The 21,147-nt window shown below is 66.5% G+C and carries 17 protein-coding genes; 12 read left to right on the forward strand and 5 right to left on the reverse strand.

Annotated features, from left to right (window positions below; all coding sequences use genetic code 11):
* Positions 1 to 95 precede the first annotated feature (95 nt).
* From N5C28_RS06885 to N5C28_RS06895, 3 genes are all read left to right on the forward strand, one after another.
* Positions 96 to 518 (forward strand): YciI family protein, encoded by a 423-nt coding sequence (locus N5C28_RS06885; RefSeq protein WP_279821243.1) that lies wholly within the window; start codon positions 96 to 98, stop codon positions 516 to 518.
* 13 nt (positions 519 to 531) lie between these two features.
* Positions 532 to 939: a VOC family protein gene (locus tag N5C28_RS06890; protein WP_279821244.1), complete on the forward strand. Its 408-nt coding sequence runs from the start codon at positions 532 to 534 to the stop codon at positions 937 to 939.
* Between the two features lie 235 nt (positions 940 to 1,174).
* The gene (locus tag N5C28_RS06895; protein ID WP_279821245.1) at positions 1,175 to 3,091 is read left to right on the forward strand and encodes a methyl-accepting chemotaxis protein; all 1,917 of its coding nucleotides are present in this window, start codon (positions 1,175 to 1,177) and stop codon (positions 3,089 to 3,091) included.
* Positions 3,092 to 3,190: 99 nt separating this feature from the next.
* On the opposite strand, the gene ggpS is transcribed toward N5C28_RS06895, so the two are convergent.
* The 4 genes from ggpS to phhA form a co-directional block, all read right to left on the reverse strand.
* A complete protein-coding gene (ggpS, locus tag N5C28_RS06900; RefSeq protein ID WP_279821246.1) occupies positions 3,191 to 5,455 on the reverse strand; it encodes a glucosylglycerol-phosphate synthase in 2,265 nt (754 codons plus the stop codon).
* A 127-nt stretch (positions 5,456 to 5,582) separates the two neighbouring features.
* Positions 5,583 to 6,866 carry an MFS transporter gene (locus N5C28_RS06905; RefSeq protein ID WP_279821247.1) on the reverse strand — a complete coding sequence of 428 codons (1,284 nt, stop codon included), beginning with the start codon at positions 6,864 to 6,866 and terminating at the stop codon, positions 5,583 to 5,585.
* Between the two features lie 211 nt (positions 6,867 to 7,077).
* Positions 7,078 to 7,431: a 4a-hydroxytetrahydrobiopterin dehydratase gene (locus N5C28_RS06910; protein ID WP_279821248.1), complete on the reverse strand. Its 354-nt coding sequence runs from the start codon at positions 7,429 to 7,431 to the stop codon at positions 7,078 to 7,080.
* A 46-nt stretch (positions 7,432 to 7,477) separates the two neighbouring features.
* A complete protein-coding gene (gene phhA, locus N5C28_RS06915; RefSeq protein WP_279821249.1) occupies positions 7,478 to 8,263 on the reverse strand; it encodes a phenylalanine 4-monooxygenase in 786 nt (261 codons plus the stop codon).
* A gap of 258 nt (positions 8,264 to 8,521) precedes the next feature.
* On the opposite strand from phhA, the gene N5C28_RS06920 reads away from it, so the two are divergent.
* Positions 8,522 to 10,078, forward strand: a complete 1,557-nt coding sequence (locus tag N5C28_RS06920) for a sigma-54-dependent transcriptional regulator (RefSeq protein WP_279821250.1) — start codon at positions 8,522 to 8,524, stop codon at positions 10,076 to 10,078.
* A 145-nt stretch (positions 10,079 to 10,223) separates the two neighbouring features.
* On the opposite strand, the gene N5C28_RS06925 is transcribed toward N5C28_RS06920, so the two are convergent.
* A complete protein-coding gene (locus N5C28_RS06925; protein WP_279821251.1) occupies positions 10,224 to 11,144 on the reverse strand; it encodes a LysR family transcriptional regulator in 921 nt (306 codons plus the stop codon).
* Positions 11,145 to 11,409: 265 nt separating this feature from the next.
* Here N5C28_RS06925 and N5C28_RS06930 point away from each other — a divergent pair, with 265 nt between their 5' ends.
* The 8 genes from N5C28_RS06930 (at position 11,410) to acs (ending at position 21,024) form a co-directional block, all read left to right on the forward strand.
* The gene (locus tag N5C28_RS06930; RefSeq protein WP_279821252.1) at positions 11,410 to 12,237 is read left to right on the forward strand and encodes a MaoC family dehydratase N-terminal domain-containing protein; all 828 of its coding nucleotides are present in this window, start codon (positions 11,410 to 11,412) and stop codon (positions 12,235 to 12,237) included.
* A 49-nt stretch (positions 12,238 to 12,286) separates the two neighbouring features.
* On the forward strand, positions 12,287 to 13,450 hold the full coding sequence (locus tag N5C28_RS06935; protein ID WP_279821253.1) for an acyl-CoA/acyl-ACP dehydrogenase: 1,164 nt from the start codon (positions 12,287 to 12,289) through the stop codon (positions 13,448 to 13,450).
* 10 nt (positions 13,451 to 13,460) lie between these two features.
* Positions 13,461 to 14,813, forward strand: a complete 1,353-nt coding sequence (locus tag N5C28_RS06940; RefSeq protein ID WP_279821254.1) for an MmgE/PrpD family protein — start codon at positions 13,461 to 13,463, stop codon at positions 14,811 to 14,813.
* Positions 14,814 to 14,933: 120 nt separating this feature from the next.
* The gene (locus tag N5C28_RS06945) at positions 14,934 to 16,139 is read left to right on the forward strand and encodes a CaiB/BaiF CoA-transferase family protein (RefSeq protein WP_279821255.1); all 1,206 of its coding nucleotides are present in this window, start codon (positions 14,934 to 14,936) and stop codon (positions 16,137 to 16,139) included.
* Between the two features lie 57 nt (positions 16,140 to 16,196).
* Complete coding sequence (locus tag N5C28_RS06950) at positions 16,197 to 17,021, forward strand: CoA ester lyase (RefSeq protein WP_279821256.1); 825 nt, start codon at positions 16,197 to 16,199, stop codon at positions 17,019 to 17,021.
* Between the two features lie 89 nt (positions 17,022 to 17,110).
* Positions 17,111 to 18,103, forward strand: a complete 993-nt coding sequence (gene dctP / locus N5C28_RS06955; protein WP_279821257.1) for a C4-dicarboxylate TRAP substrate-binding protein DctP — start codon at positions 17,111 to 17,113, stop codon at positions 18,101 to 18,103.
* A gap of 422 nt (positions 18,104 to 18,525) precedes the next feature.
* On the forward strand, positions 18,526 to 18,912 hold the full coding sequence (locus N5C28_RS06960; protein WP_279821258.1) for a VOC family protein: 387 nt from the start codon (positions 18,526 to 18,528) through the stop codon (positions 18,910 to 18,912).
* Between the two features lie 156 nt (positions 18,913 to 19,068).
* Positions 19,069 to 21,024, forward strand: a complete 1,956-nt coding sequence (acs, locus tag N5C28_RS06965; RefSeq protein WP_279821259.1) for an acetate--CoA ligase — start codon at positions 19,069 to 19,071, stop codon at positions 21,022 to 21,024.
* The last annotated feature ends 123 nt before the right edge of the window (positions 21,025 to 21,147 follow it).

Below are 21,147 nucleotides of genomic sequence, written 5' to 3' on the forward strand. Positions count from 1 at the left end.
TTCAGGGGCCTGTCGAAATCGCCCGGGGCGGTTCGACCAATGGACAGAGCCGGTATCGAACCGCTCCCCCGCCACTGCCATTCAGGAGAACGACAATGCGATTCATGGTGATCGTCAAAGCGAGCAAAGAATCCGAAGCCGGCGAGATGCCCAGCGAAGAACTGCTCACCGCAATGGGCGCCTACAACGAGGAGCTGGTCAAGGCCGGCGTGATGCTGGCCGGCGAAGGCCTGCACCCCAGCGCCAAGGGCGCGCGCGTGCGCTTTTCCGGCGAGACGCGCACGGTCGTCGACGGGCCGTTCATGGAAACCAAGGAACTGGTCGCGGGCTTCTGGATTTTCCAGGTCGAGTCGTTGCAGGCCTGCATCGACTGGGTCAAGCGCTGCCCCAACCCGATGTTGAGCGACTCGGAAATCGAGATCCGCCAGATTTTCGAGGCCGAGGATTTCGGCGCCGAGTTCACCTCCGAATTGCGCGAGCAGGAAGACCGCCTGCGCGCCCAGATCACCAAGCCCTGAGCAGGAGCGCAGCATGAAACTCAATCCCTACCTGATCTTCGACGGCCAGGCCGAAGCGGCCTTCACCTTCTACGCCCAGTGCCTGGGCGGCACCCTGGAACTCATGCGTTTCGGCGAGAGCCCGGCCCGCGATGACGTGCCCGCGCAGTTCCACGACCGCATCATGCACGCCTGCCTGACCCTGGACGGGCAGGTGCTGATGGCCTCCGACGGCATGCCCGGCGAGTCCTATGCCGGGATCAAGGGCTGTTCCGTGACCCTGAATGTGGACAGCGTGGCCGAGGCCGAGCGTCTGTTCGCCGCATTGTCGGAGCAGGGCCAGGTGCAGATGCCCCTGGAGAAAACCTTCTGGGCCGCGCGTTTCGCCATGCTGGTGGACCGTTTCGGCGTGCCGTGGATGATCAATTGCGAACACGAGTGATGGGGGGTGATGCGGCAAATTGCCACATGGGAGGTAGGGGGCGAAATTCGTCTACTGCCTCCCTCCCGCGTCCCGAATGTGACCGAGTCGTCCTTTTTCTGCAAAAGAACTGCCGATAGATGTTCTAGTTATTTTCCCGACTGCCGATAGAATGCCTGCCCTTTGGACTGGCTGGTCATAAAAACAATTCTCCCAGCTGCTGGTACACCTCCCTTTCGACAGGTCGGAGAATTAAATGAACAGCTGGTTTGCCAACATCAGCGTCACCTTGAAACTTGCCCTCGGTTTTGGCCTCGTGCTGGCCATGACCGTCGTGCTCGCCCTCGCTGGCTGGACCAGCCTCGGCAGCCTGATCCAGCGCAGTGACTGGATGGGCGACATCAGTCGCCTCAACGACTCGCTGACCAACCTGCGTATCGTGCGCCTGCAGTACATGCTGGCCAACGGCGACGAGAAGATCGCCGACAACGTGCAGAAGACCCTCGAGGACTTCACCGCCCAGCACCAGGAAACCCTGGCCAAGTTCAAGAGCCCGGAAAACGTGCGCCTGCTGAAACAGCAGGAAGGCGAGATCAAGGCCTACCAGGTGTCCCTCAACGGCATGCGTACCGCCTACCGCGGCATCGGCGAAGCCCGCGAGGCCATGGTGCGCGAGGGCAGCAATGTCGGTCAGCTGTATGACGAGATCGGCAACGCCATCGCGGCCCTGCCGGATTACGATGAAACCCGTTTCGCCCAGTTCCAGACCATCGCCAAGCTCAGCAACGCCTGGCAGGTGGTGCGTTACAACGTGCGTGGGTTCATTTTCAACACCAACGCCGATACCGAGCGCACGGCCCTGGCGTCGATCGACGCGAGCCTGGCGGCACTGGGGCAGTTCCGTTCGCAGTATGGCGCCAATGACCGTGTCGAGCAGATCGAGCGTGCGCTGAACGGCTACCGCACCGCAGTGCTGGGCTTCAAGAAAGCCACCGAAAACGTCGCGCTGTACCGCAAGGAAATGACCGAGCAGGGCTACGTGATCGTCGACGCCAGCCAGAAGCTGACCGCCATCCAGATGGAACGCCGCGACAGCGAGAGCGCCAGCGCCCGTACCCTGCAGATCAGCGCCACCCTGCTGGCCCTGATCCTCGGTGTCTTGGCTGCGTGGATCATCACCCGCCAGATCACCCGTCCGCTGAAGGACGCCCTGGACGCGGTGGAGCGCATCGCCTCCGGCGACCTGACCAAGACCCTGGCCGTCACCCGCCAGGACGAAATCGGCGTGTTGCAGCAGGGCATCCAGCACATGGGTACCACCCTGCGTGACCTGATCGGCGGCATCCGCGACGGCGTGGCGCAGATCACCAGCGCCGCCGAAGAGCTGTCCGCGGTCACCGAGCAGACCAGTGCCGGCGTCAACAGCCAGAAGGTCGAGACCGACCAGGTCGCCACCGCCATGCATGAAATGTCAGCCACTGTGCAGGAGGTCGCCCGCAACGCCGAAGACGCTTCCCGCGCCGCCTCCCAGGCCGACGAAGAAGCCCGTCAGGGTGACCGCGTGGTGGGCGAGGTGATCCAGCAGATCGAGCACCTGGCCGCCGAAGTGGGCCGTTCGACCCAGGCCATGAGCGACCTGCAGAAGGAAAGCCAGAAGATCGGCAGCGTCATGGACGTGATCAAGACCGTGGCTGAGCAGACCAACCTGCTGGCGCTCAACGCCGCCATCGAAGCGGCCCGTGCCGGTGAAGCCGGTCGTGGATTCGCCGTGGTCGCCGACGAAGTGCGTGGCCTGGCCCAGCGCACCCAGAAATCCACCGAGGAAATCGAAGAGCTGGTGGCCGGCCTGCAGAGCGGCACCCAGCAGGTGGCGTCGATCATGCAGAGCAGCCGCGAGCTGACCGACAGCAGCGTGGCCCTGACCCGCAAGGCCGGTGGCTCCCTGGAAACCATCACCCGCACGGTGTCGAACATCCAATCGATGAACCAGCAGATCGCTGCCGCCGCCGAAGAGCAGAGCGCCGTGGCCGAGGAAATCAGCCGCAGCATCCTCAACGTGCGCGACGTGTCCGAACAGACCGCCGCCGCCAGCGAAGAAACTGCCGCCTCCAGCGTCGAACTGGCCCGCCTGGGCGCCCAGCTGCAAACCATGGTCAGCCGCTTCCGCGTCTGATTCCTTCGAGACCGGGCACCGCCAGGTGCCCGGGACTCACCGCTACATCCCCTCGCATTATCACGACGTTGTAGGGGGGGCGTTCCTGCGGGGCCCCCTTCAGGACACCAATTCGAGCACCGCGGGCTGGGTCTGCTCCGGTTCTGTTACGGCGGCGAGGAAGTCATCGCCCCAACGCCGGATGTCGTTGTAGCTGACGATGTCGAACAGCTCGCGCAGGCGGGCCTGGGCTTCGGCGCGGGGCATGTTCAGCGCCAGGTAGCAGGTCTGCACCATGTCCACCGGGTCGTGGGGGTTGGTCAGCAGGGCGCCTTTCAGCTCGGCCGCCGCCCCGGCGAATTCCGACAGCACCAGTACCCCCCGGCCTTCCAGCAGGCCCTGGGCAGCAACGAATTCCTTGGCCACCAGGTTCAGGCCGTCGCGCAGCGGGGTGATCCACATGACGTCGGCCATGGCGTACCAGGCGCTGACTTCCTCGAACGGCAGGCTGCGGAAGAAGAACTGCAGGGGCGTCCAGTCGACCCGGGCGAAGCGCCCGTTGATCCGGCCCACGGCCTGTTCGATCTGGCCTTGCAGCTCGTCGTAGATGGTCATTTCCTTGGCCGCCGGCACGCACACACTGACCAGCGTGACCTTGCCCAGCAGCTCCGGGTTGTCGTCGAGCAGGCGCTCGAAGGCCTGGAGTTTTTCCAGGATGCCCTTGGTGTAGTCGAGGCGCTCCACCGAGAGGATCAGCTTCACCCCGGCCAGCTCGTCGCGCAGGGTGGCCATCATCTCGCGGATCTTCGCCGAGTCGAGGGCGGCGCGTACCCGCTCGATGTCCAGCCCCACCGGGTGGGCACCCAGCTTGACCACGCGGTTGCCGGTGTCCACGGCGGTGGTCATGCGCTCCAGGCCCACCGCGCAGCCGTAGGTGACGAAACGCGGGGCGCAATTGTGCTGGCTAAGGGGGCGCAGCGGGGTGACGCCCCGGGCCACGTCGACGAAGTTCTCCACCTGGCGCGGGATGTGGAAGCCGATGTAGTCGCACTGCAGCAGGCTGCCGACGATCTGCCGGCGCCAGGGCAGCACGTTGAACACGTCCGCCGAGGGGAAGTAGGTGTGGTGGAAGAAGGCGATGCGCAGGTCCGGGCGCAGCTCGCGCAGGTAGGCCGGCACCATCCACAGGTTGTAGTCGTGCAGCCACACCGTGGCGCCTTCGGCGGCTTCTTCGGCGGTGCGTTCGGCGAAGGCACGGTTGACCTTGAGGTACACCGCCCAGTCGTCCTCGTTGAACACGGCGCGCTCCCAGAAGGTGTGCAGGGTCGGCCAGAACGCCTCCTTGGAGAAGCGCTTGTAGAAGATGTCGATGTCGTCCTTGCTCAGCTTGACCCGGGCCGCGGTGAGCTTGGGGTAGCGCTCGGCGTCCACCGTGGTGTGGCGGTCGAACGGCTCGTCACCGTCTTCGTGCACCGCCCAGGCGATCCACGAGCCGGGCCGGCCGTCGCCGAAGAAACTCAGCAGGGTCGGAATGATGCCATTGGGCGAGGTGGGCCGGCGGCGCTGCACCTTGCCGTCGCTGCCTCGGTATTCCTCGTAGGGCAGGCGGTGATAGACCATCACCAGCTCGGCCTTGCCGGGCTGGGTGGCCTGGCGTTTCTCGGCAGCGATACCGTGCTCGCCGAGGAAGCCGAAATGGGCGAAGGCCTCGAGAATCCCGCCGCAGCCAGGCCGGCTGGCGTGCAGGGTGCGCGAGTGGCTGCCGGTGGCGGCGAGCAGGGCGGTTTCCGACTGGCCGACGCACACGCCCTTGAAGCGCCCGCTGAGCATCGACAGGTCATTCAGGGTATCGCCGGCGGCCAGCACCTGGTCATCGTCCAGGCCCAGCCACTCGGCCAGGGCCTTGAGGCTGCTGCCCTTGTTCACACCCCGGGGCAGGAAATCCAGGTAGCGTTCGGCGGAGTACAGCAGGTCGCAGCCCAGCTCGTCGGCCACCTCCAGCAGGGCCGGATTGGCGGCTTCCTGCGGGGTGCAGAAGTAGGAGCAACGGCGCGCCTGGGGCACGTCCTGGCGCTCCAGGCCGAAGCCTTCGAGGGCACTGGCGACCTGGCTTTCGCCGGGCCAGCGGGCGTCCACCACGCTTTGCAGGGGCTGGATCGGTTGCAGGGTGTCGCCGTGCACCAGGCTGCCGCCAACGTCGGCGATGATGAAGTCGGGCTGCGGCAGCGTCGGGTCGGCCAGCAGCGGCAGCACCGCTTCCAGGCTGCGACCGGTGACGTAGGCGAGTTTGATTTCGGGGTGGGCGGCGATGGTCTGGTAGAGGGCGAGGCGATCCTCGGGATCGCCGGCGAGAAAGGTTCCATCAAGATCGGTGGCAAGTAGCATGCGCTGTCTCCCTGTCCTTGTGTGGTGGCAGTGACGCGCCGACATCAGCCGACGGGCAAAGCGGGCACCTTGCCGGTGGCCCGCTGGGGCCGCCCGGGTGGGCGCCTCTGGTATGCAGGCCGGTGGCCTACGGTGAAGTGGCGGCGCGCTCGGGCGTGTCGCCGGAATGATCGGGGTGGTTGTCGTCGTCCGTGGGTGGGGCGTCGGGCATCATTTCCAGCACGGTGTGGCTGGTGCGCAGCATCGGCATGAAGTGCGCGTGCTCGCCGGCGACCAGGTCGCTGACGTGGCGCAGGCGGTACAGGGTGTAGGCCGCCAGCACGCCCAGGGTCGCGGCGAAATACAGCGGCAGGGCGGCGGCGCCGGCGTACTGCATCAGCACCCCGGCGAGCATCGGCCCGCCCACGGCGCCGATGCCGTTCATCATCAGCAGGCTGCTGGAACCGGAGAGGATTTCGTCGCTGTGCAGCTGGTCGATCAGCTGGGCCACGGCAATGGGGTAGATGGCGAAGGACAGCCCGCCGAACACGAACATCAGCCCCAGCAGCAGGCGTCCGGCCGGCAACAGGCTCATCAGCAGCGACACAACGACCGCTGCACTGACCACCCAGAACAGCACCCAGCGCCGGTCGTGGCTGTCGGAGAAGCGGCCGATGGGCCATTGCAGCAGGGCTCCGCCGAGAATCGCGCTGCTCATCATCAGGCCGACACCGGTGGCGTCGAAGCCGTTGAGGCTGGCATACACCGGGGCCATGCCCCAGAAGCCGCCCATGGCCAGGCCGGAGAGCGCCGCGGCGGCGATCGGCAGGGGTGCGATGCTGGCCAGTTTGCGCACGTTGGTGTGCATCGTGTCCGGCACACTGGGCTGGGCCTGGCGGGTCAGCATGATGGGCATCAGCGCGGCGCTGATGAGGATCGCCGCCAGGGCGAACAGCAGGAATTCACCGGGGTCGGCCAGGCTCAGCAGTTGCTGGGCGGCGGCCAGGGCACCGAGGTTGACCGCCATGTACACGGCGAACACCTGGCCGCGCTTGTCGTTCGGCGCCTGGGCGTTGAGCCAGCTTTCGATGACCATGTACAGGCCGACCAGGGCCAGGCCGTAGAGCACCCGCAGGCCGAGCCACAGCCACGGGTTAACCAGCAGCACATGGAGCAGGGCGGTGATCGCGGCGAGGGCGGCGCAGAAGGCGAATGCACGGATATGCCCGACGCGGCGGACCAGCGGAATCGCCAGCCAGGTGCCGAGCAGGAACCCCACGAAGTACCCGGACATGATCAGGCCGAGCATGCCGGTGGAGTAGCCTTCGGCGACACCGCGCAGGGTCAGGAGCGTGTTGAGCAAGCCGTTGCCCAGCAGGAGTAACGCAACCCCGCCAAGCAACGAACTGATGGGGGCAATCAGCGACTTCATGACAAACAACCCTAGGGAACTCTGACAGGGGTCGCAAGCAGAATGCGCGCCACAGTATGCCGCTACGCTTTGCAAGGTACTGTTTTTAAAGGGTTATTTTTATCGACGAACGGTCATTCGATTTTTCGAGGCGTTTTCGAGGCGCTTTGACGCCCCGGCGCAGGGCGTTTTCGCGGGCAGCGGGCCCTCGATCGGGGCCCGGCAGAGTGGGTTACTTGCGGCCTTCGGCGGTGCTCGCCAGCACGTCGGTGCGGGCGGCCATGATGAAGTCGTTGCGGTGCAGGCCACGCATTTCGTGGCTCCACCAGGTGACGGTGACCTTGCCCCATTCGGTGAGCAGCGCCGGGTGATGGCCAACCTCCTCGGCGATGGCACCGACGGCGTTGGTGAAGGCCAGGGCGTGGCGGAAGGTGCGGAACAGGAATACCCGCTCCAGCTCCATGTGGTCGCCACGGGTTTCGATGTTCCAGTCCGGGATTTCGCGGATCAGTTCGGCCAGTTCGGCCTCCGAGACTTTCGGCGCATCGGCGCGGCAGGCTTCGCATTGGGCTTGGGCAAGGGACATCGGGATTCTCCAGAAAAAATGGGGTGGATGGCGGCGGGCGGCGCCGTCACGCCGCCTTCGGCGGGAATTTCGGTGCGTGCAGCCCCAGCTGCCGGGCCTGCTGGACCATGGCCATGATGTCCTGGTGCGCCAGGTCGAACAGGCAGCGCAGCTGCGGCAGGACAAAATACACCGGTTGCAGGATGTCGATGCGATAGGGGGTGCGCATGGCTTCCACGGGGTCGAAGACCTGGTGCTCGGGTTGGCCGGACAGGCAGTAGAGCGTTTCCTTGGGCGATGACAGGATGCCGCCACCGTAGATACGCTGGCCCTGGGGCGTGTCGAGCAGGCCGAATTCGATGGTCATCCAGTACAGCCGCGCCAGGTACACGCGCTCTTCCTTGCTCGCGTTGAGGCCGAGCTTGCCGTAGGTGTGGGTAAATTCGGCGAACCAGGGGTTGGTCAGCAGCGGGCAGTGGCCGAAGATCTCGTGAAAGATGTCGGGCTCCTGCAGGTAGTCGAGTTCTTCGGGGGTGCGGATGAAGGTCGCCACCGGGAAGCGCTTGCTGGCCAGCAGTTCGAAGAAGGTCTGGAACGGAATCAGTGCCGGTACCCGCGCCACGCTCCAGCCGGTGGTGGCCTGCAGCACGCGGTTGATGGCGTCGAGCTGGGGGATGTGGGTGAGCGGCATGCCGAGCTGCTCGATGCCGTCCAGGTACTCCTGGCAGGCGCGCTGTTCGACCAGTGCCAGCTGCCGGGTGATGAGGGTGTTCCACACCTGGTGCTCGCTGTCGCTGTAATGGATGACGCCGTGTTCATCCGGTTGCCGAGCCACGTACTGCGTGTGCGCCATCGCTGCCTCCTGCGGGGGCATCTGTTGTTGTAATGGACATACAGATACCGCAGTCGGTGCCCGGCTGGCGCCCAGGCTTCGTCCGTGTGAACGGCAATGCAGGCGGTGTTTCGTAAAGAAAAAGTTACGGATGGGCGCCCATCGCGTGGCGCCTTCTTGCTGGTGGGCTTATCTGTCACATATTCTTGACGAAAAAACGGGCCGCCCTGCAGATAGTCGAGCGCAGCGTCGCCCCCACAAGACGGACACCCGCCTGCCATGCGTATCAAAGTCCATTGCCAGAACCGGATCGGCATCCTGCGCGACATCCTCAACCTGCTGGTCGACTACGGCATCAACGTCGCCCGGGGCGAGGTCGGCGGCGAGCAGGGTAACGCGATCTACCTGCACTGCCCGAACCTGATCAACCTGCAATTCCAGTCGCTGCGCCCCAAGTTCGAAGCCATTGCCGGGGTGTTCGGCGTCAAGCGCGTGGGCCTGATGCCCAGCGAGCGGCGCCACCTGGAGCTGAACGCGCTGCTCGGCGCCCTGGAGTTTCCGGTGCTGTCCATCGACATGGGCGGCTCCATCGTTGCCGCCAACCGCGCCGCGGCCCAGCTGCTGGGCGTACGGGTCGACGAGGTGCCGGGCATCCCGCTGTCGCGCTACACCGAGGATTTCGACCTGCCGGAGCTGGTGCGGGCCAACAAGTCGCGGATCAACGGCCTGCGGATCAAGGTCCGCAATGACGTGTTCCTGGCCGACATCGCGCCGCTGCAATCGGAGCACGACGAGAGCGAGGCCCTGGCCGGGGCGGTGCTGACCCTGCACCGCGCCGACCGCGTGGGCGAGCGCATCTACCACGTGCGCAAGCAGGAACTGCGCGGCTTCGACAGCATCTTCCAGAGCTCGCGGGTGATGGCCGCCGTGGTCCGCGAAGCCCGGCGCATGGCGCCGCTGGATGCGCCGTTGCTGATCGAGGGCGAGACTGGCACCGGCAAGGAACTGCTGGCCCGCGCCTGCCACCTGGCCAGCCCGCGCGGCCAGTCGCCGTTCATGGCGCTCAACTGCGCCGGCCTGCCGGAGTCCATGGCCGAGACCGAGCTGTTCGGCTACGGCCCCGGCGCCTTCGAAGGCGCGCGGCCGGAGGGCAAGCTGGGGTTGCTGGAGCTGACCGCGGGCGGCACGCTGTTCCTCGACGGCGTGGGGGAGATGAGCCCGCGCCTGCAGGCCAAGCTGCTGCGCTTTCTGCAGGACGGCTGCTTCCGCCGGGTCGGCAGCGACGAGGAGGTGTACCTGGACGTGCGGGTCATCTGCGCCACCCAGGTCGACCTGTCCGAGCTGTGCAGCCGCGGCGAATTCCGCCAGGACTTGTACCACCGCCTCAACGTGCTCAGCCTGCACATCCCGCCGCTGCGCGAATGCCTGGACGGGCTGGCGCCGCTGGTCGATCACTTCCTCGACCAGGCCAGCCGGCAGATCGGCTGCCCGCTGCCGGCCCTGCAGCCGGCGGTGCTGGACAAGCTCGGCCACTATCACTGGCCGGGCAATGTGCGGCAACTGGAGAACGTGCTGTTCCAGGCGGTGTCGCTGTGCGAGGGCGGCACGGTGCGCCTCGAACACATCCGCCTGCCGGACTACGGGGCGCCGCAGCCCTTGGGCGAGTTCTCGGTGGAAGGCAGCCTGGACGACATCCTCGGGCGCTTCGAGAAAGCCGTGCTGGAACGCCTCTACCACGACCACCCGAGCAGCCGGCAGCTGGGCAAGCGCCTCGGCGTGTCGCACACCACCATCGCCAACAAGCTGCGCGAGCACGGGTTGGGCAAGGAGCAGTGACCCTGCCGCCGGCAGCAGACTACGACCTTGGTGCAATGGCACGCGCCCCGTGGCCTGGAGCAGACTGCAGGTGTTCGAATCCTGCGTGATTTGAATGCAAGCGTTTCGCCATTCCGTTATGGAATGTGTGGGCAGGCGACCTTTATCAGGTCGCCTTTTTTTCGTCCGGATGGTGTGCCGGGACGTCGGCGCCGAGGGTGGCGATCAGGGCGCGCACGCTGCCGGGCAGGGCGTCCAGATCGCGGACCAGCACGCTGCGTTCGCGCACGGCCCAGGGCTCGTCCAGTTCGACGGTGGCCAGCTGCATGGTGCGGCTGTGCCGCTGGGCGGCGGACTCGGGAATGATGCCGATGCCGACCCCTGCCTCGATCATCCGGCAGATGGCTTCGAAGCTGGACATCTGGATGCGCAGCGACAGGCTTTCCCCCAGTTTTTCCACGCGGTCGCGCAAAAAACTCAGCAGGGTGCTGCCTTCATGCAGGCCGATGTGCTGGTACTGCAGGGTGTCGCCCAGGCTGACGCTGGGGCGGTCGGCCAGGGGGTGGCCGAGGGGCACGGTGAGCACCAGGCGGTCGGTGCTGAAGTGCAGCACCTGCAGGCCGCGCACATGCACCGGCCCGGCGATGATGCCGAGGTCGGCGGCGCCGTCCAGCACCCCACGCACGATGTCGCGGCTCAGGCGCTCCTGCAGGTCCACGCTGACCCCGGGGCGGGCGGCGAGAAAGCCGGCCAGTACCTCGGGCAGGAATTCGGTGACCGCGGTGGTGTTGGCGAAGATGCGGATATGCCCGGCGGCGTCGGTGCCGTATTCGGTGAATTCGCTTTTCAGGTAATCCACCTGGCGCATGATCAGCCTCGCATGCTGCAGCAGCCGCTGCCCGGCCGGGGTCAGCTCGACACCACGGCTGTCGCGGTACAGCAGGCGTGAACCGAGCTGGCCCTCCAGGGCCTTGATCCGCGCGCTGGCCGCCGCCGGCGAGAGAAACGCCCGCCGCGCGCCCTGGGTCAGGCTCGGCGACTCGGCGATATGGATGAAGAGCCGCAGGTCCGGTAGATCGAAGTGCATGGTGGGTTCCTGTCCAGCGTGTAGAGGCTGTTGTTGTAGGAGCGGGCTTGGCCGCGAGCTCGACGGTCGTCGCCAAACGGCAATCTGGCGGGTGACGAAAAGCTCGCGGGCAAGCCCGCTCCTACAGGTCAAGGGCTCTCCTACAGGGTGAGCGCCCATCCTGGCGTTCAGTATATCCGAACGCCGGCTTACGTAAATGCAAATTCTCAGAACGCTAGCCCGGTTGCATGCTCCCAGCACACAAGAAGACAGCTGGAACATGCCCATGAGTGACTCTGCTTTTTCTGCCTGGATCGGCCGCACCGAAGAGGCCCACGACCAACTCAGTCGCAACCTGGTCAAGCGCATCGCCGCGACCCTGGGCGAGCCGACGCCGGCCCATGGCGAGGCGTTGCCGCCGCTCTGGCACTGGGCGTTCTTCCAGGAGCCGGTGGCCGAAAGCGGCCTGGGCGAAGACGGGCACCCGGCGCGGGGCGGGTTCCTGCCGCCGGCGGACAACCGCAACCGCATGTGGGCCGGCGGCCGCGTCGAGTTCTTCCAGCCGCTGCGGGTGGGCGGTGAAGCCAGTCGCCTGTCGACCATCACCCACATCGAAGAGAAACACGGCCGCACCGGCGCGCTGCTGTTCGTCACCGTGCGCCACGACTATCACCAGGATGGCGAGCTGGCGATCCGCGAGGAGCAGGACATCGTCTACCGCGAGCCCAGCCCGCCCAAGACCGGCAGTGGCGAGGCACTGGTCGCCGGCGACTGGCGCGAAGCCGTGACGCCGAGCGCCACGCTGCTGTTTCGCTACAGCGCCGTGACCTTCAACGGTCACCGCATCCACTACGACTGGCCCTATGTCACCGAGACCGAGGGCTACGCCGGGCTGGTGGTGCACGGCCCTCTGATCGCCACGTTGAGCCTGCGTGCGTTCTGCCGCGCCAACCCGACGGCCCGCCTGCGCCGCTTCGCCTACCGCGGCCTGCGTCCGCTGGTATCACCGGAGCCGTTCGAGGTGGGCGGACGCCTCACGGCGACCGGCACCGCCGAACTCTGGGCCGGCAACCAGGCTGGCCTGGCGCAGCGCGCCGACGTGCACTTCGACTGACCAACGACCCGGCGCCTGCCGCGATAACGACAAGAATCGAGGACCACCTATGAACCCCAACCATAACGAAGAACTCAACGCGATCCGCGAAGGCGTGCGTGCCCTGTGCGCGGAGTTTCCCGCCGAGTACTGGCGCAAGATCGATGAAGAGAAGGGCTTTCCCGAAGCCTTCGTCAGCGCCATGACCGAAGCCGGCTGGCTGTCGGCGATGATCCCGGAAGAATACGGCGGCTCCGGCCTGGGCCTGGCCGAGGCCTCGGTGATCCTCGAAGAGGTGAACCACTGCGGCGGCAACTCCGGCACCATCCATGGCCAGATGTACAACATGTTCACCCTGCTGCGTAACGGCAGCGAAGAGCAGAAGCGCTACTACCTGCCCAAGCTCGCCAGCGGCGAACTGCGCCTGCAGTCCATGGGCGTGACCGAGCCCACCACCGGCACCGACACCACCAAGATCAAGACCACCGCCGTGCGCCAGGGCGACAAGTATGTGATCAACGGCCAGAAGGTATGGATCTCGCGCATCCAGCATTCCGACCTGATGATCCTGCTGGCTCGCACCACGCCGCTGGCCGAGGTGAAGAAGAAGTCCGAAGGCATGTCGATCTTCCTGGTCGACCTGCGCGAGGCCATCGGCAACGGCCTGACCGTGCAGCCGATCGCCAACATGGTCAACCACGAGACCAACGAGCTGTTCTTCGACAACCTGGAAATCCCCGCCAGCAGCCTGATCGGCGAAGAGGGCAAGGGTTTCCGCTACATCCTCGACGGCCTGAATGCCGAACGCACCCTGATCGCCGCCGAGTGCATCGGCGACGGCCGCTGGTTCATCGAGAAATCCGCCCAGTACGCCCGCGACCGCGTGGTGTTCGGCCGGCCGATCGGCCAGAACCAGGGCGTGCAGTTCCCCATCGCCGAAGCCCATATCGAGATCGAGGCCGCCGACCTGATGCGCTGGCGCGCCTGCGAGGAGTACGACGCCGGGCGCAACGCCGGGGCGGCCGCCAACATGGCCAAGTACCTGGCGGCCAAGGCCAGCTGGGAGGCGGCCAACGCCTGCCTGCAGACCCACGGCGGCTTCGGCTTCGCCAACGAATACGACGTCGAGCGCAAGTTCCGCGAGACCCGCCTGTACCAGGTGGCGCCGATCTCGACCAACCTGATCCTGTCTTACGTGGCCGAGCATTTGCTCGAGCTGCCACGCAGCTTCTGAGGCGGCGAATATGAGCACCAATACCCACCAGCTCGCCGGTTTCCTCGCCGACCTGCGTTACGACGACCTGCCGACCCAGGTGGTCGAGCGTACCGAAGACCTGTTCCTCGACTGGCTGGGTTCCGCCCTGGCCAGCAAGGGCCAGCACCCGATTCCGCTGTTCGAGCGCTATGCCCGGCGCATGGGCCCGAGCAGCGGGCGTAGCCAGGTGCTGGTGAACGGCGAGCGCACCTCGGCGCATTTCGCCGCCCTGGTGAATGCCGCCAGCTCGCACCTGGTGGAACAGGACGACCTGCACAACAGCTCGGTGCTGCACCCGGCCACCGTGGTGTTTCCGGCCGCGTTGGCGGCGGCCCAGGACCTGGGCAAGTCCGGCCGCGAGCTGATCGTCGCGTCGGTGGCGGGCTACGAGGCGGGTATCCGCATCGGCGAGTTCCTTGGTCGTTCGCACTACCGCATCTTCCACACCACGGCCACCGTCGGCACCCTGGCCGCCGCCGTGGCGGTGGGCAAGCTGCTGGGCTTCAACCAGGCGCAGTTCGTCAACTGCCTGGGCAGCGCCGGCACACAAGCTGCGGGTCTCTGGCAGTTCCTGCGCGATGCCGCCGACTCCAAGCAACTGCACACCGCCAAGGCCGCCGCCGACGGTTTGCTCGCGGCGTACCTGACCGAAGACGGCCTGACCGGCGCCCAGGAGATTCTCGAAGGCAAGCAGGGCATGGCCGCCGGGATGTCCAGCGACGCCAATCCGGCGTGCCTGGTGGATCGCCTAGGCAGTCGCTGGGCGCTGACGGAAACCTCGTTCAAGTTCCACGCCTCGTGCCGCCACACCCACCCGGCGGCGGACGCGCTGCTGCACCTGATGCAGCGCGACAGCCTGCGCCCGGAACACATCGCCCAGGTCACCACCCGCGTGCACCAGGGCGCCATCGACGTGCTGGGTCGGGTGACCGTGCCGCAGAGCGTGCACCAGGCCAAGTTCTCCATGGGCACGGTGCTGGGCCTGATCGCCTTCTATGGCAAGGCCGGGCTGACCGAGTTCCACCAGCATGCCCTGACCGATCCACGGGTGGCGGCTTTCCGCGACAAGGTCGGCATGCAGCTGGATGCCGACGTGGACGGCGCCTACCCGGCGCGCTGGCTGGGCCGCATCGAGGTGATCACCGTCGATGGGCGACGCCTGGAAGCCGGCATCGACGAACCCAAGGGCGACCCGGGCAACACCCTGTCGCGGCCGGAACTGGAGGACAAGTTCCGCCGCCTGCTGGCGTTCTCCGACGCGGCCAGCGCCGACGAAGCCGGGGTGCTGATCCAGCGCGTGTGGAGCCTGCACGACGCCGCCGATGTGTTCCGGTTGATCTGACCCGGACGACGGCCTGTGGGAGGCGCTTCAGTGGCGATCATCCCCCACAAGCCGCCGGGTAACGATCCAACGCATGACAGTGACTCCCTCTGGGGAGCACTCACGAAACAGGAAACGGATATGAACGCCAGCAAACAGCAACCCCGTCCCCTCGACGGCATCACCGTGGTCAGCCTGGAACACGCCATTGCCGCGCCGTTCTGCACCCGTCAGCTGGCCGACCTCGGGGCCCGGGTGATCAAGGTCGAGCGCCCCGGCAGCGGCGATTTCGCCCGGGGCTATGACGAGCGCGTCAGCGGCCTGGCCTCGCATTTCGTCTGGACCAACCGCTCCAAGGAGAGCCTGACCCTGGACCTCAAGCAGGGCGACGCGCTGCAGGTCATGGACAGCCTGCTGGCCCAGGCCGACGTGCTGGTGCAGAACCTGGCACCGGGCGCGGCAGCGCGCATGGGCCTGTCGTTCGAGGCGCTGCACGAGCGCTTCCCGCGGCTGATCGTCTGCGACATCTCCGGCTACGGCGAGGGCGGCCCGTACGAACAGAAGAAAGCCTACGACCTGCTGATCCAGAGCGAGGGCGGCTTCCTGTCGGTGACCGGCGGCGCCGGTGACGAGGAGATGGCCAAGGCCGGTTGCTCCATCGCCGACATCGCCTCGGGCATGTACGCCTACACCGGCGTGCTGTCGGCGCTGATGCTGCGCGACAAGACCGGGGAGGGCAGCCGCGTCGACGTGTCGATGCTGGAAAGCCTGGTGGAGTGGATGGGCTACCCCATGTACTACGCCTACCAGGGCGCGACGCCGCCGCCGCGGGCCGGCGCCTCCCATTCCACCATCTACCCGTACGGCCCGTTCCCCACCGGGGGCGGTGGCACGGTGATGCTCGGCCTGCAGAACGAACGCGAGTGGCAGGCGTTCTGCGACAAGGTGCTGCTGCAACCGCAGCTGGCCAGCGACGAGCGCTTCTCGGCGAACGCCCGGCGCTCGGCCAACCGCGAGACCCTGCGCGGCCTGATCGTCGAGACCTTCGCCGAACTCAGCGCCGAGCAGGTCATCGAGCGCCTGGACACCGCGCAGATCGCCAACGCCCACGTCAACGACATGGCCGGCGTGTGGGCGCACCCGCAGCTCCAGGCGCGTGAGCGCTGGGTCGAGGTCGGCAGCCCGAGTGGTCCGCTGCCGGCGTTGCTGCCGCCGGGGCACAACAGTGCCTTCAGCCCACGCATGGACGCCGTGCCCGCCCTCGGCGAGCACAGCGCCAGCCTGCTGGCCGAACTGGGCTATGCCCCGGACGACATCGAGCGCCTGCGTGCCCAGGGCACGGTGTAGGCCCATCGACGGCGGGCGACCGGCGTCGCCCGCCTTGTGTAAACGAAGGACGTGCCCATGAACAACAAGACCATACGCAGCGCCCTGTTCGTCCCGGCCACGCGCCCGGAGCGAATCCCCAAGGCCCTGGCCAGTGGGGCCGACGTGGTGATCGTCGACCTCGAAGACGCCGTGCAGGAACACCTCAAGGCCGAGGCGCGCAACCACCTCGACGCCTTTCTCACGGACAACCCCGGCGCGCGCCTGCTGGTGCGCATCAACGCCCCCGGCCACGACGGCCAGGCCCAGGACATCGACCTGTGCCAGCGTCACCCCGGGGTCATCGGCGTGCTGCTGCCCAAGGTCGAATGCGCCGAGCAGGTGATCCGCGTGCGGGTCTGCGGCAAGCCGGTGTGGCCGATCATCGAAAGTGCCGAGGGCCTGCTGGCGCTGCCATCGATTGCCCGTGCCGAGGGCGTTGAGCGCCTGTCGTTCGGTGCCCTCGACCTGGGCCTGGACCTGGGCCTTGCCAGCGGCACCGCTGCCGCCGAGCGGATGCTCGACCAGGCGCGCTACACCATCCTGCTGCACAGCCGCGCGGCTCGGCTGGCGGCGCCGCTGGACAGCGTATTCCCGGCCATCGACAACCCGGACGGCTTGCAGCGTGCCAGCCAGGATGCCCGTGACATGGGCTTCGGCGGCCTGCTGTGCATCCACCCGAGCCAGGTGGCGGTGGTCCACCAGGCATTGATGCCCAGCGCCCAGGAGCTGGATTGGGCGCAGCGCGTGCTGGCGGCCGATGCCAGCGGCGACGGCGTGTTCGTGGTCGACGGGCAGATGGTCGACGCCCCGGTGGTCGGCCGCGCCCGGCGCCTGCTCGAACGCGCCGGCCTGTCGGCCTGATCGCGCCGCGCCACGAATCGAGGAGTCATGCAACGCCCAGGGACGGCTAACGCTTGTGAACGCTTACAACAATAAAACGAGGTCACACCATGCTTAAACTCACCGCCAAGGCGCTGGTCTGCGCCATGTCCCTGTCATTCGCCGGCCTGAGCCAGGCCGAGGAACCCATCAGCATCAAGTTCGCCCACGTGGTGGCCGAGCACACGCCCAAGGGCCAGGGTGCCCTGTTGTTCAAGAAGCTGGCCGAGGAACGCCTGCCGGGCCGGGTCAAGGTCGAGGTCTACCCGAACTCCTCGCTGTTCGGCGACGGCAAGGAAATGGAAGCCCTGCTGCTGGGCGACGTGCAGCTGCTGGCGCCGTCCCTGGCCAAGTTCGAGCACTACGCCAAACAGATCCAGATCTTCGACCTGCCGTTCATCTTCGATGACATCCACGCCGTCGACCGCTTCCAGCAAAGCCCCCAGGGCAAGGCACTGCTCACCTCCATGGAAGGCAAGGGCATCACCGGCCTGGCCTACTGGCACAACGGGATGAAGCAGCTGTCGTCGAACAAGGCGCTGCACGAGCCCAAGGATGCCCGCGGCCTGAAGTTCCGCGTGCAGGCCTCCGCCGTGCTGGACGAACAGTTCAAGGCGCTGCGCGCCGCCCCGCGCAAGATGAGTTTTGCCGAGGTCTACCAGGGCCTGCAGACCGGTGTGGTCAATGGCACCGAGAACACCTGGTCGAACTACGAGAGCCAGAAGGTCCACGAGGTGCAGAAGTTCTTCACCGAGTCCGACCACGGCGCCATCGATTACATGGTGATCACCAACACCAAATTCTGGAACGGCCTGCCCGAGGACGTGCGCACCGAACTGGACAAGGTGATGGCCGAGGTCACGGTGGAGGTGAACAAGCAGGCCGACGACCTGAACCGCGCCTCGCGCCAGAAGATCATCGACGCAGGTACCAGCGAGATCGTTACGCTGACCCCCGAGCAGCGTGAAGAATGGCGCAAGGCGATGCAGCCGGTGTGGAAGAAGTTCGAGAAGGAAATCGGCGCCGACCTGATCGAAGCCGCCCAGGCGGCCAACAAGCCCTGACAGCGTTGTTGGGCAAGCCTGTGCGCCCGGCAACGGATCGTTCCCACGCTCCGCGTGGGAATGCCTCCCCGGACGCTCCGCGTCCGCTACGGAGTGACGGTCGTCCTACCTGCCGTCGGTGGCGCGGAGCGTCGGTAGGAAGAGGTTGTGCCCCATGGCAAAGAAGAGCAAAGCTCGCGGGCAAGCCCGCTCCTACACAGGACCTGCGCGCCCGGCAATTGATCGTTCCCACGCTCCGCGTGGGAATGCCTCCCCGGACGCTCTGCGTCCGCTACGGAGTGACGCTCGCCAAGACGGACGTCGGCGCCGACCTGATCGCGTCGACCGCACCACCCCGAATCCGCCCGCTATCGGGCGGATTTTTTTCGTGCCCCGTGTGCCCGGAACGGGCAAGCTGGGTCCATCAGACAGGAGCCGTTCGCATGATCGATCACCTCGACCACCTGGTCCTCACCACCTGCGACCCGCAGGCCTGCGTGCACTTCTATACCGAGGTGCTGGGCATGCGCCTGGAGACCTTCGGCAATGGCCGCCAGGCGTTCTGCTTCGGCAACCAGAAGATCAACCTGCACGTGCGCGGCCACGAGTTCGAACCCAAGGCGCACCTGCCGGTGCCCGGGGCGCTGGACCTGTGTTTCATTGCCAGCAAACCGCTTGAAACCGTGATCGACGACCTGCAGCGGGCCGGCTGGCCGATCATCGAGGGGCCGGTGATGCGCACCGGTGCCACCGGGCCGATCCGCTCGGTGTACGTCCGCGACCCGGACCTGAACCTGATCGAGATCGCCGAGCCGCACGGCGCCAGCTGACGGCTGCCGACACCCGCCGGCACGGCATGAGCAGGGCGTCGGCGCAGCCAAGACCATGGTCGCAGAGCGGTAATACGATGGTCGAATGGCCCGGGTAGGGGGGGCTGGCTACACAATGGGCCACAGAGAACAACAACTACCCCCGAGGTGTTTCTGATGAGTTCTGCGTCCCTGTATCCCGTGCGCCCGGAGGTGGCGGCTCGGTCGCTGACCGATGAAGCCACGTACAAAGCCATGTACCAGCAGTCGGTGATCAACCCTGATGGTTTCTGGCGTGAGCAGGCTCAGCGCCTCGACTGGATCAAGCCATTCACCAAGGTCAAGCAGACCTCCTTCGACGACCACCACGTCGACATCAAGTGGTTCGCCGACGGCACCCTGAACGTCTCCTACAACTGCCTGGACCGTCACCTGGCCGAGCGCGGCGATCAGATCGCGATCATCTGGGAAGGCGACGACCCGTCCGAGCACAAGGAAATCACCTACCGCGAACTGCACGAGCAAGTGTGCAAGTTCGCCAACGCCCTGCGTGGCCAGGACGTGCACCGCGGCGACGTGGTGACCATCTACATGCCGATGATCCCGGAAGCCGTGGTGGCGATGCTGGCTTGTGCCCGCATCGGTGCGATCCACTCCGTGGTGTTCGGCGGCTTCTCGCCGGAAGCCCTGGCCGGCCGCATCATCGACTGCCAGTCCAAGGTGGTGATCACCGCTGACGAAGGCCTGCGTGGCGGCAAGAAGATCCCGCTGAAAGCCAACGTCGACGACGCCCTGACCAACCCCGAGACCCGCAGCATCCAGAAGGTCATCGTGGTCCAGCGCACCGGTTCCGAGATCAAGTGGAACCAGCACCGCGACATCTGGTTCGAGGACCTGATGAAGGTGGCCGGCAGCGTCTGCGCGCCGAAGGAAATGGGCGCCGAGGAAGCGCTGTTCATCCTCTACACCTCCGGTTCCACCGGCAAGCCGAAAGGCGTGCTGCACACCACCGGCGGGTACCTGGTGTACGCCGCGCTGACCCATGAGCGCGTGTTCGACTACAAGCCGGGCGAAATCTACTGGTGCACCGCCGACGTGGGCTGGGTCACCGGCCACAGCTACATCGTCTACGGCCCGCTGGCCAACGGCGCGACCACGCTGCTGTTCGAAGGCATCCCGAACTACCCGGACGTGACCCGCGTGTCGAAGATCATCGACAAGCACAAGGTCAACATCCTCTACACCGCACCGACCGCGATCCGCGCCATGATGGCCCAGGGCGAAGCGGCCGTGGCCGGCGCCGATGGCTCCAGCCTGCGCCTGCTGGGTTCGGTGGGCGAGCCGATCAACCCGGAAGCCTGGAACTGGTACTACGAGAAGGTCGGCCAGTCGCGCTGCCCGATCGTCGACACCTGGTGGCAGACCGAGACCGGCGGTTTCATGATCACCCCGCTGCCGGGCGCCACCGCGCTCAAGCCGGGCTCCGCGACCCGTCCGTTCTTCGGCGTGGTGCCGGCCCTGGTGGACAACCTGGGCAACCTGATCGAAGGCGCTGCCGAGGGCAACCTGGTGATCCTCGATTCCTGGCCGGGCCAGTCGCGCAGCCTGTACGGCGACCACGACCGTTTCGTCGACACCTACTTCAAGACCTTCAAGGGCATGTACTTCACCGGTGACGGTGCACGCCGCGACGAAGACGGCTACTGGTGGATCACCGGTCGCGTGGACGACGTGCTCAACGTCTCCGGCCACCGCATGGGCACCGCCGAAGTCGAAAGCGCCATGGTCGCCCACCCGAAAGTCGCCGAGGCGGCGGTGGTCGGTGTGCCGCACGACATCAAGGGGCAGGGCATCTACGTCTACGTCACCCTCAACCAGGGCGACGAGCCGTCCGAACAGCTGCGCCAGGAGCTGAAGAACTGGGTGCGCAAGGAGATCGGTCCGATCGCCACCCCGGACGTCATCCAGTGGGCACCGGGCCTGCCGAAGACCCGCTCGGGCAAGATCATGCGCCGCATCCTGCGCAAGATCGCCACGGCCGAGTACGATTCGCTCGGTGACATCTCCACCCTGGCCGACCCGGGCGTGGTCCAGCACCTGATCGAGACGCACCGCACCATGCAGGTTGCCTGATCCGCTAGCAGTACGCAAACCCCGCCCGGCCACGCACCGGGCGGGGTTTGTGTTTTTTGGGGCCGGGCGGTAACGCGCTGCACGGTGATGGGGCGGATGGAAACGCCGGTGCCCCGATGCCGG

This window comes from Pseudomonas sp. GD03944, assembly GCF_029839275.1.
GTDB lineage: Bacteria > Pseudomonadota > Gammaproteobacteria > Pseudomonadales > Pseudomonadaceae > Aquipseudomonas.

What these genes read in the sequence shown, in the direction of transcription:
- acs (WP_279821259.1), top strand. Translation starts at nt 19,069, where the DNA reads ATGAGTTCTGCGTCCCTGTATCCCGTGCGCCCGGAGGTGGCGGCTCGG.
- N5C28_RS06940 (WP_279821254.1), top strand. Translation starts at nt 13,461, where the DNA reads ATGAGCACCAATACCCACCAGCTCGCCGGTTTCCTCGCCGACCTGCGT.
- N5C28_RS06925 (WP_279821251.1), bottom strand. Translation starts at nt 11,144, where the DNA reads ATGCACTTCGATCTACCGGACCTGCGGCTCTTCATCCATATCGCCGAG.
- N5C28_RS06890 (WP_279821244.1), top strand. Translation starts at nt 532, where the DNA reads ATGAAACTCAATCCCTACCTGATCTTCGACGGCCAGGCCGAAGCGGCC.
- N5C28_RS06910 (WP_279821248.1), bottom strand. Translation starts at nt 7,431, where the DNA reads ATGTCCCTTGCCCAAGCCCAATGCGAAGCCTGCCGCGCCGATGCGCCG.
- N5C28_RS06930 (WP_279821252.1), top strand. Translation starts at nt 11,410, where the DNA reads ATGAGTGACTCTGCTTTTTCTGCCTGGATCGGCCGCACCGAAGAGGCC.
- N5C28_RS06945 (WP_279821255.1), top strand. Translation starts at nt 14,934, where the DNA reads ATGAACGCCAGCAAACAGCAACCCCGTCCCCTCGACGGCATCACCGTG.
- ggpS (WP_279821246.1), bottom strand. Translation starts at nt 5,455, where the DNA reads ATGCTACTTGCCACCGATCTTGATGGAACCTTTCTCGCCGGCGATCCC.
- dctP (WP_279821257.1), top strand. Translation starts at nt 17,111, where the DNA reads ATGCTTAAACTCACCGCCAAGGCGCTGGTCTGCGCCATGTCCCTGTCA.
- N5C28_RS06935 (WP_279821253.1), top strand. Translation starts at nt 12,287, where the DNA reads ATGAACCCCAACCATAACGAAGAACTCAACGCGATCCGCGAAGGCGTG.
- N5C28_RS06950 (WP_279821256.1), top strand. Translation starts at nt 16,197, where the DNA reads ATGAACAACAAGACCATACGCAGCGCCCTGTTCGTCCCGGCCACGCGC.
- phhA (WP_279821249.1), bottom strand. Translation starts at nt 8,263, where the DNA reads ATGGCGCACACGCAGTACGTGGCTCGGCAACCGGATGAACACGGCGTC.
- N5C28_RS06960 (WP_279821258.1), top strand. Translation starts at nt 18,526, where the DNA reads ATGATCGATCACCTCGACCACCTGGTCCTCACCACCTGCGACCCGCAG.
- N5C28_RS06885 (WP_279821243.1), top strand. Translation starts at nt 96, where the DNA reads ATGCGATTCATGGTGATCGTCAAAGCGAGCAAAGAATCCGAAGCCGGC.
- N5C28_RS06920 (WP_279821250.1), top strand. Translation starts at nt 8,522, where the DNA reads ATGCGTATCAAAGTCCATTGCCAGAACCGGATCGGCATCCTGCGCGAC.
- N5C28_RS06905 (WP_279821247.1), bottom strand. Translation starts at nt 6,866, where the DNA reads ATGAAGTCGCTGATTGCCCCCATCAGTTCGTTGCTTGGCGGGGTTGCG.
- N5C28_RS06895 (WP_279821245.1), top strand. Translation starts at nt 1,175, where the DNA reads ATGAACAGCTGGTTTGCCAACATCAGCGTCACCTTGAAACTTGCCCTC.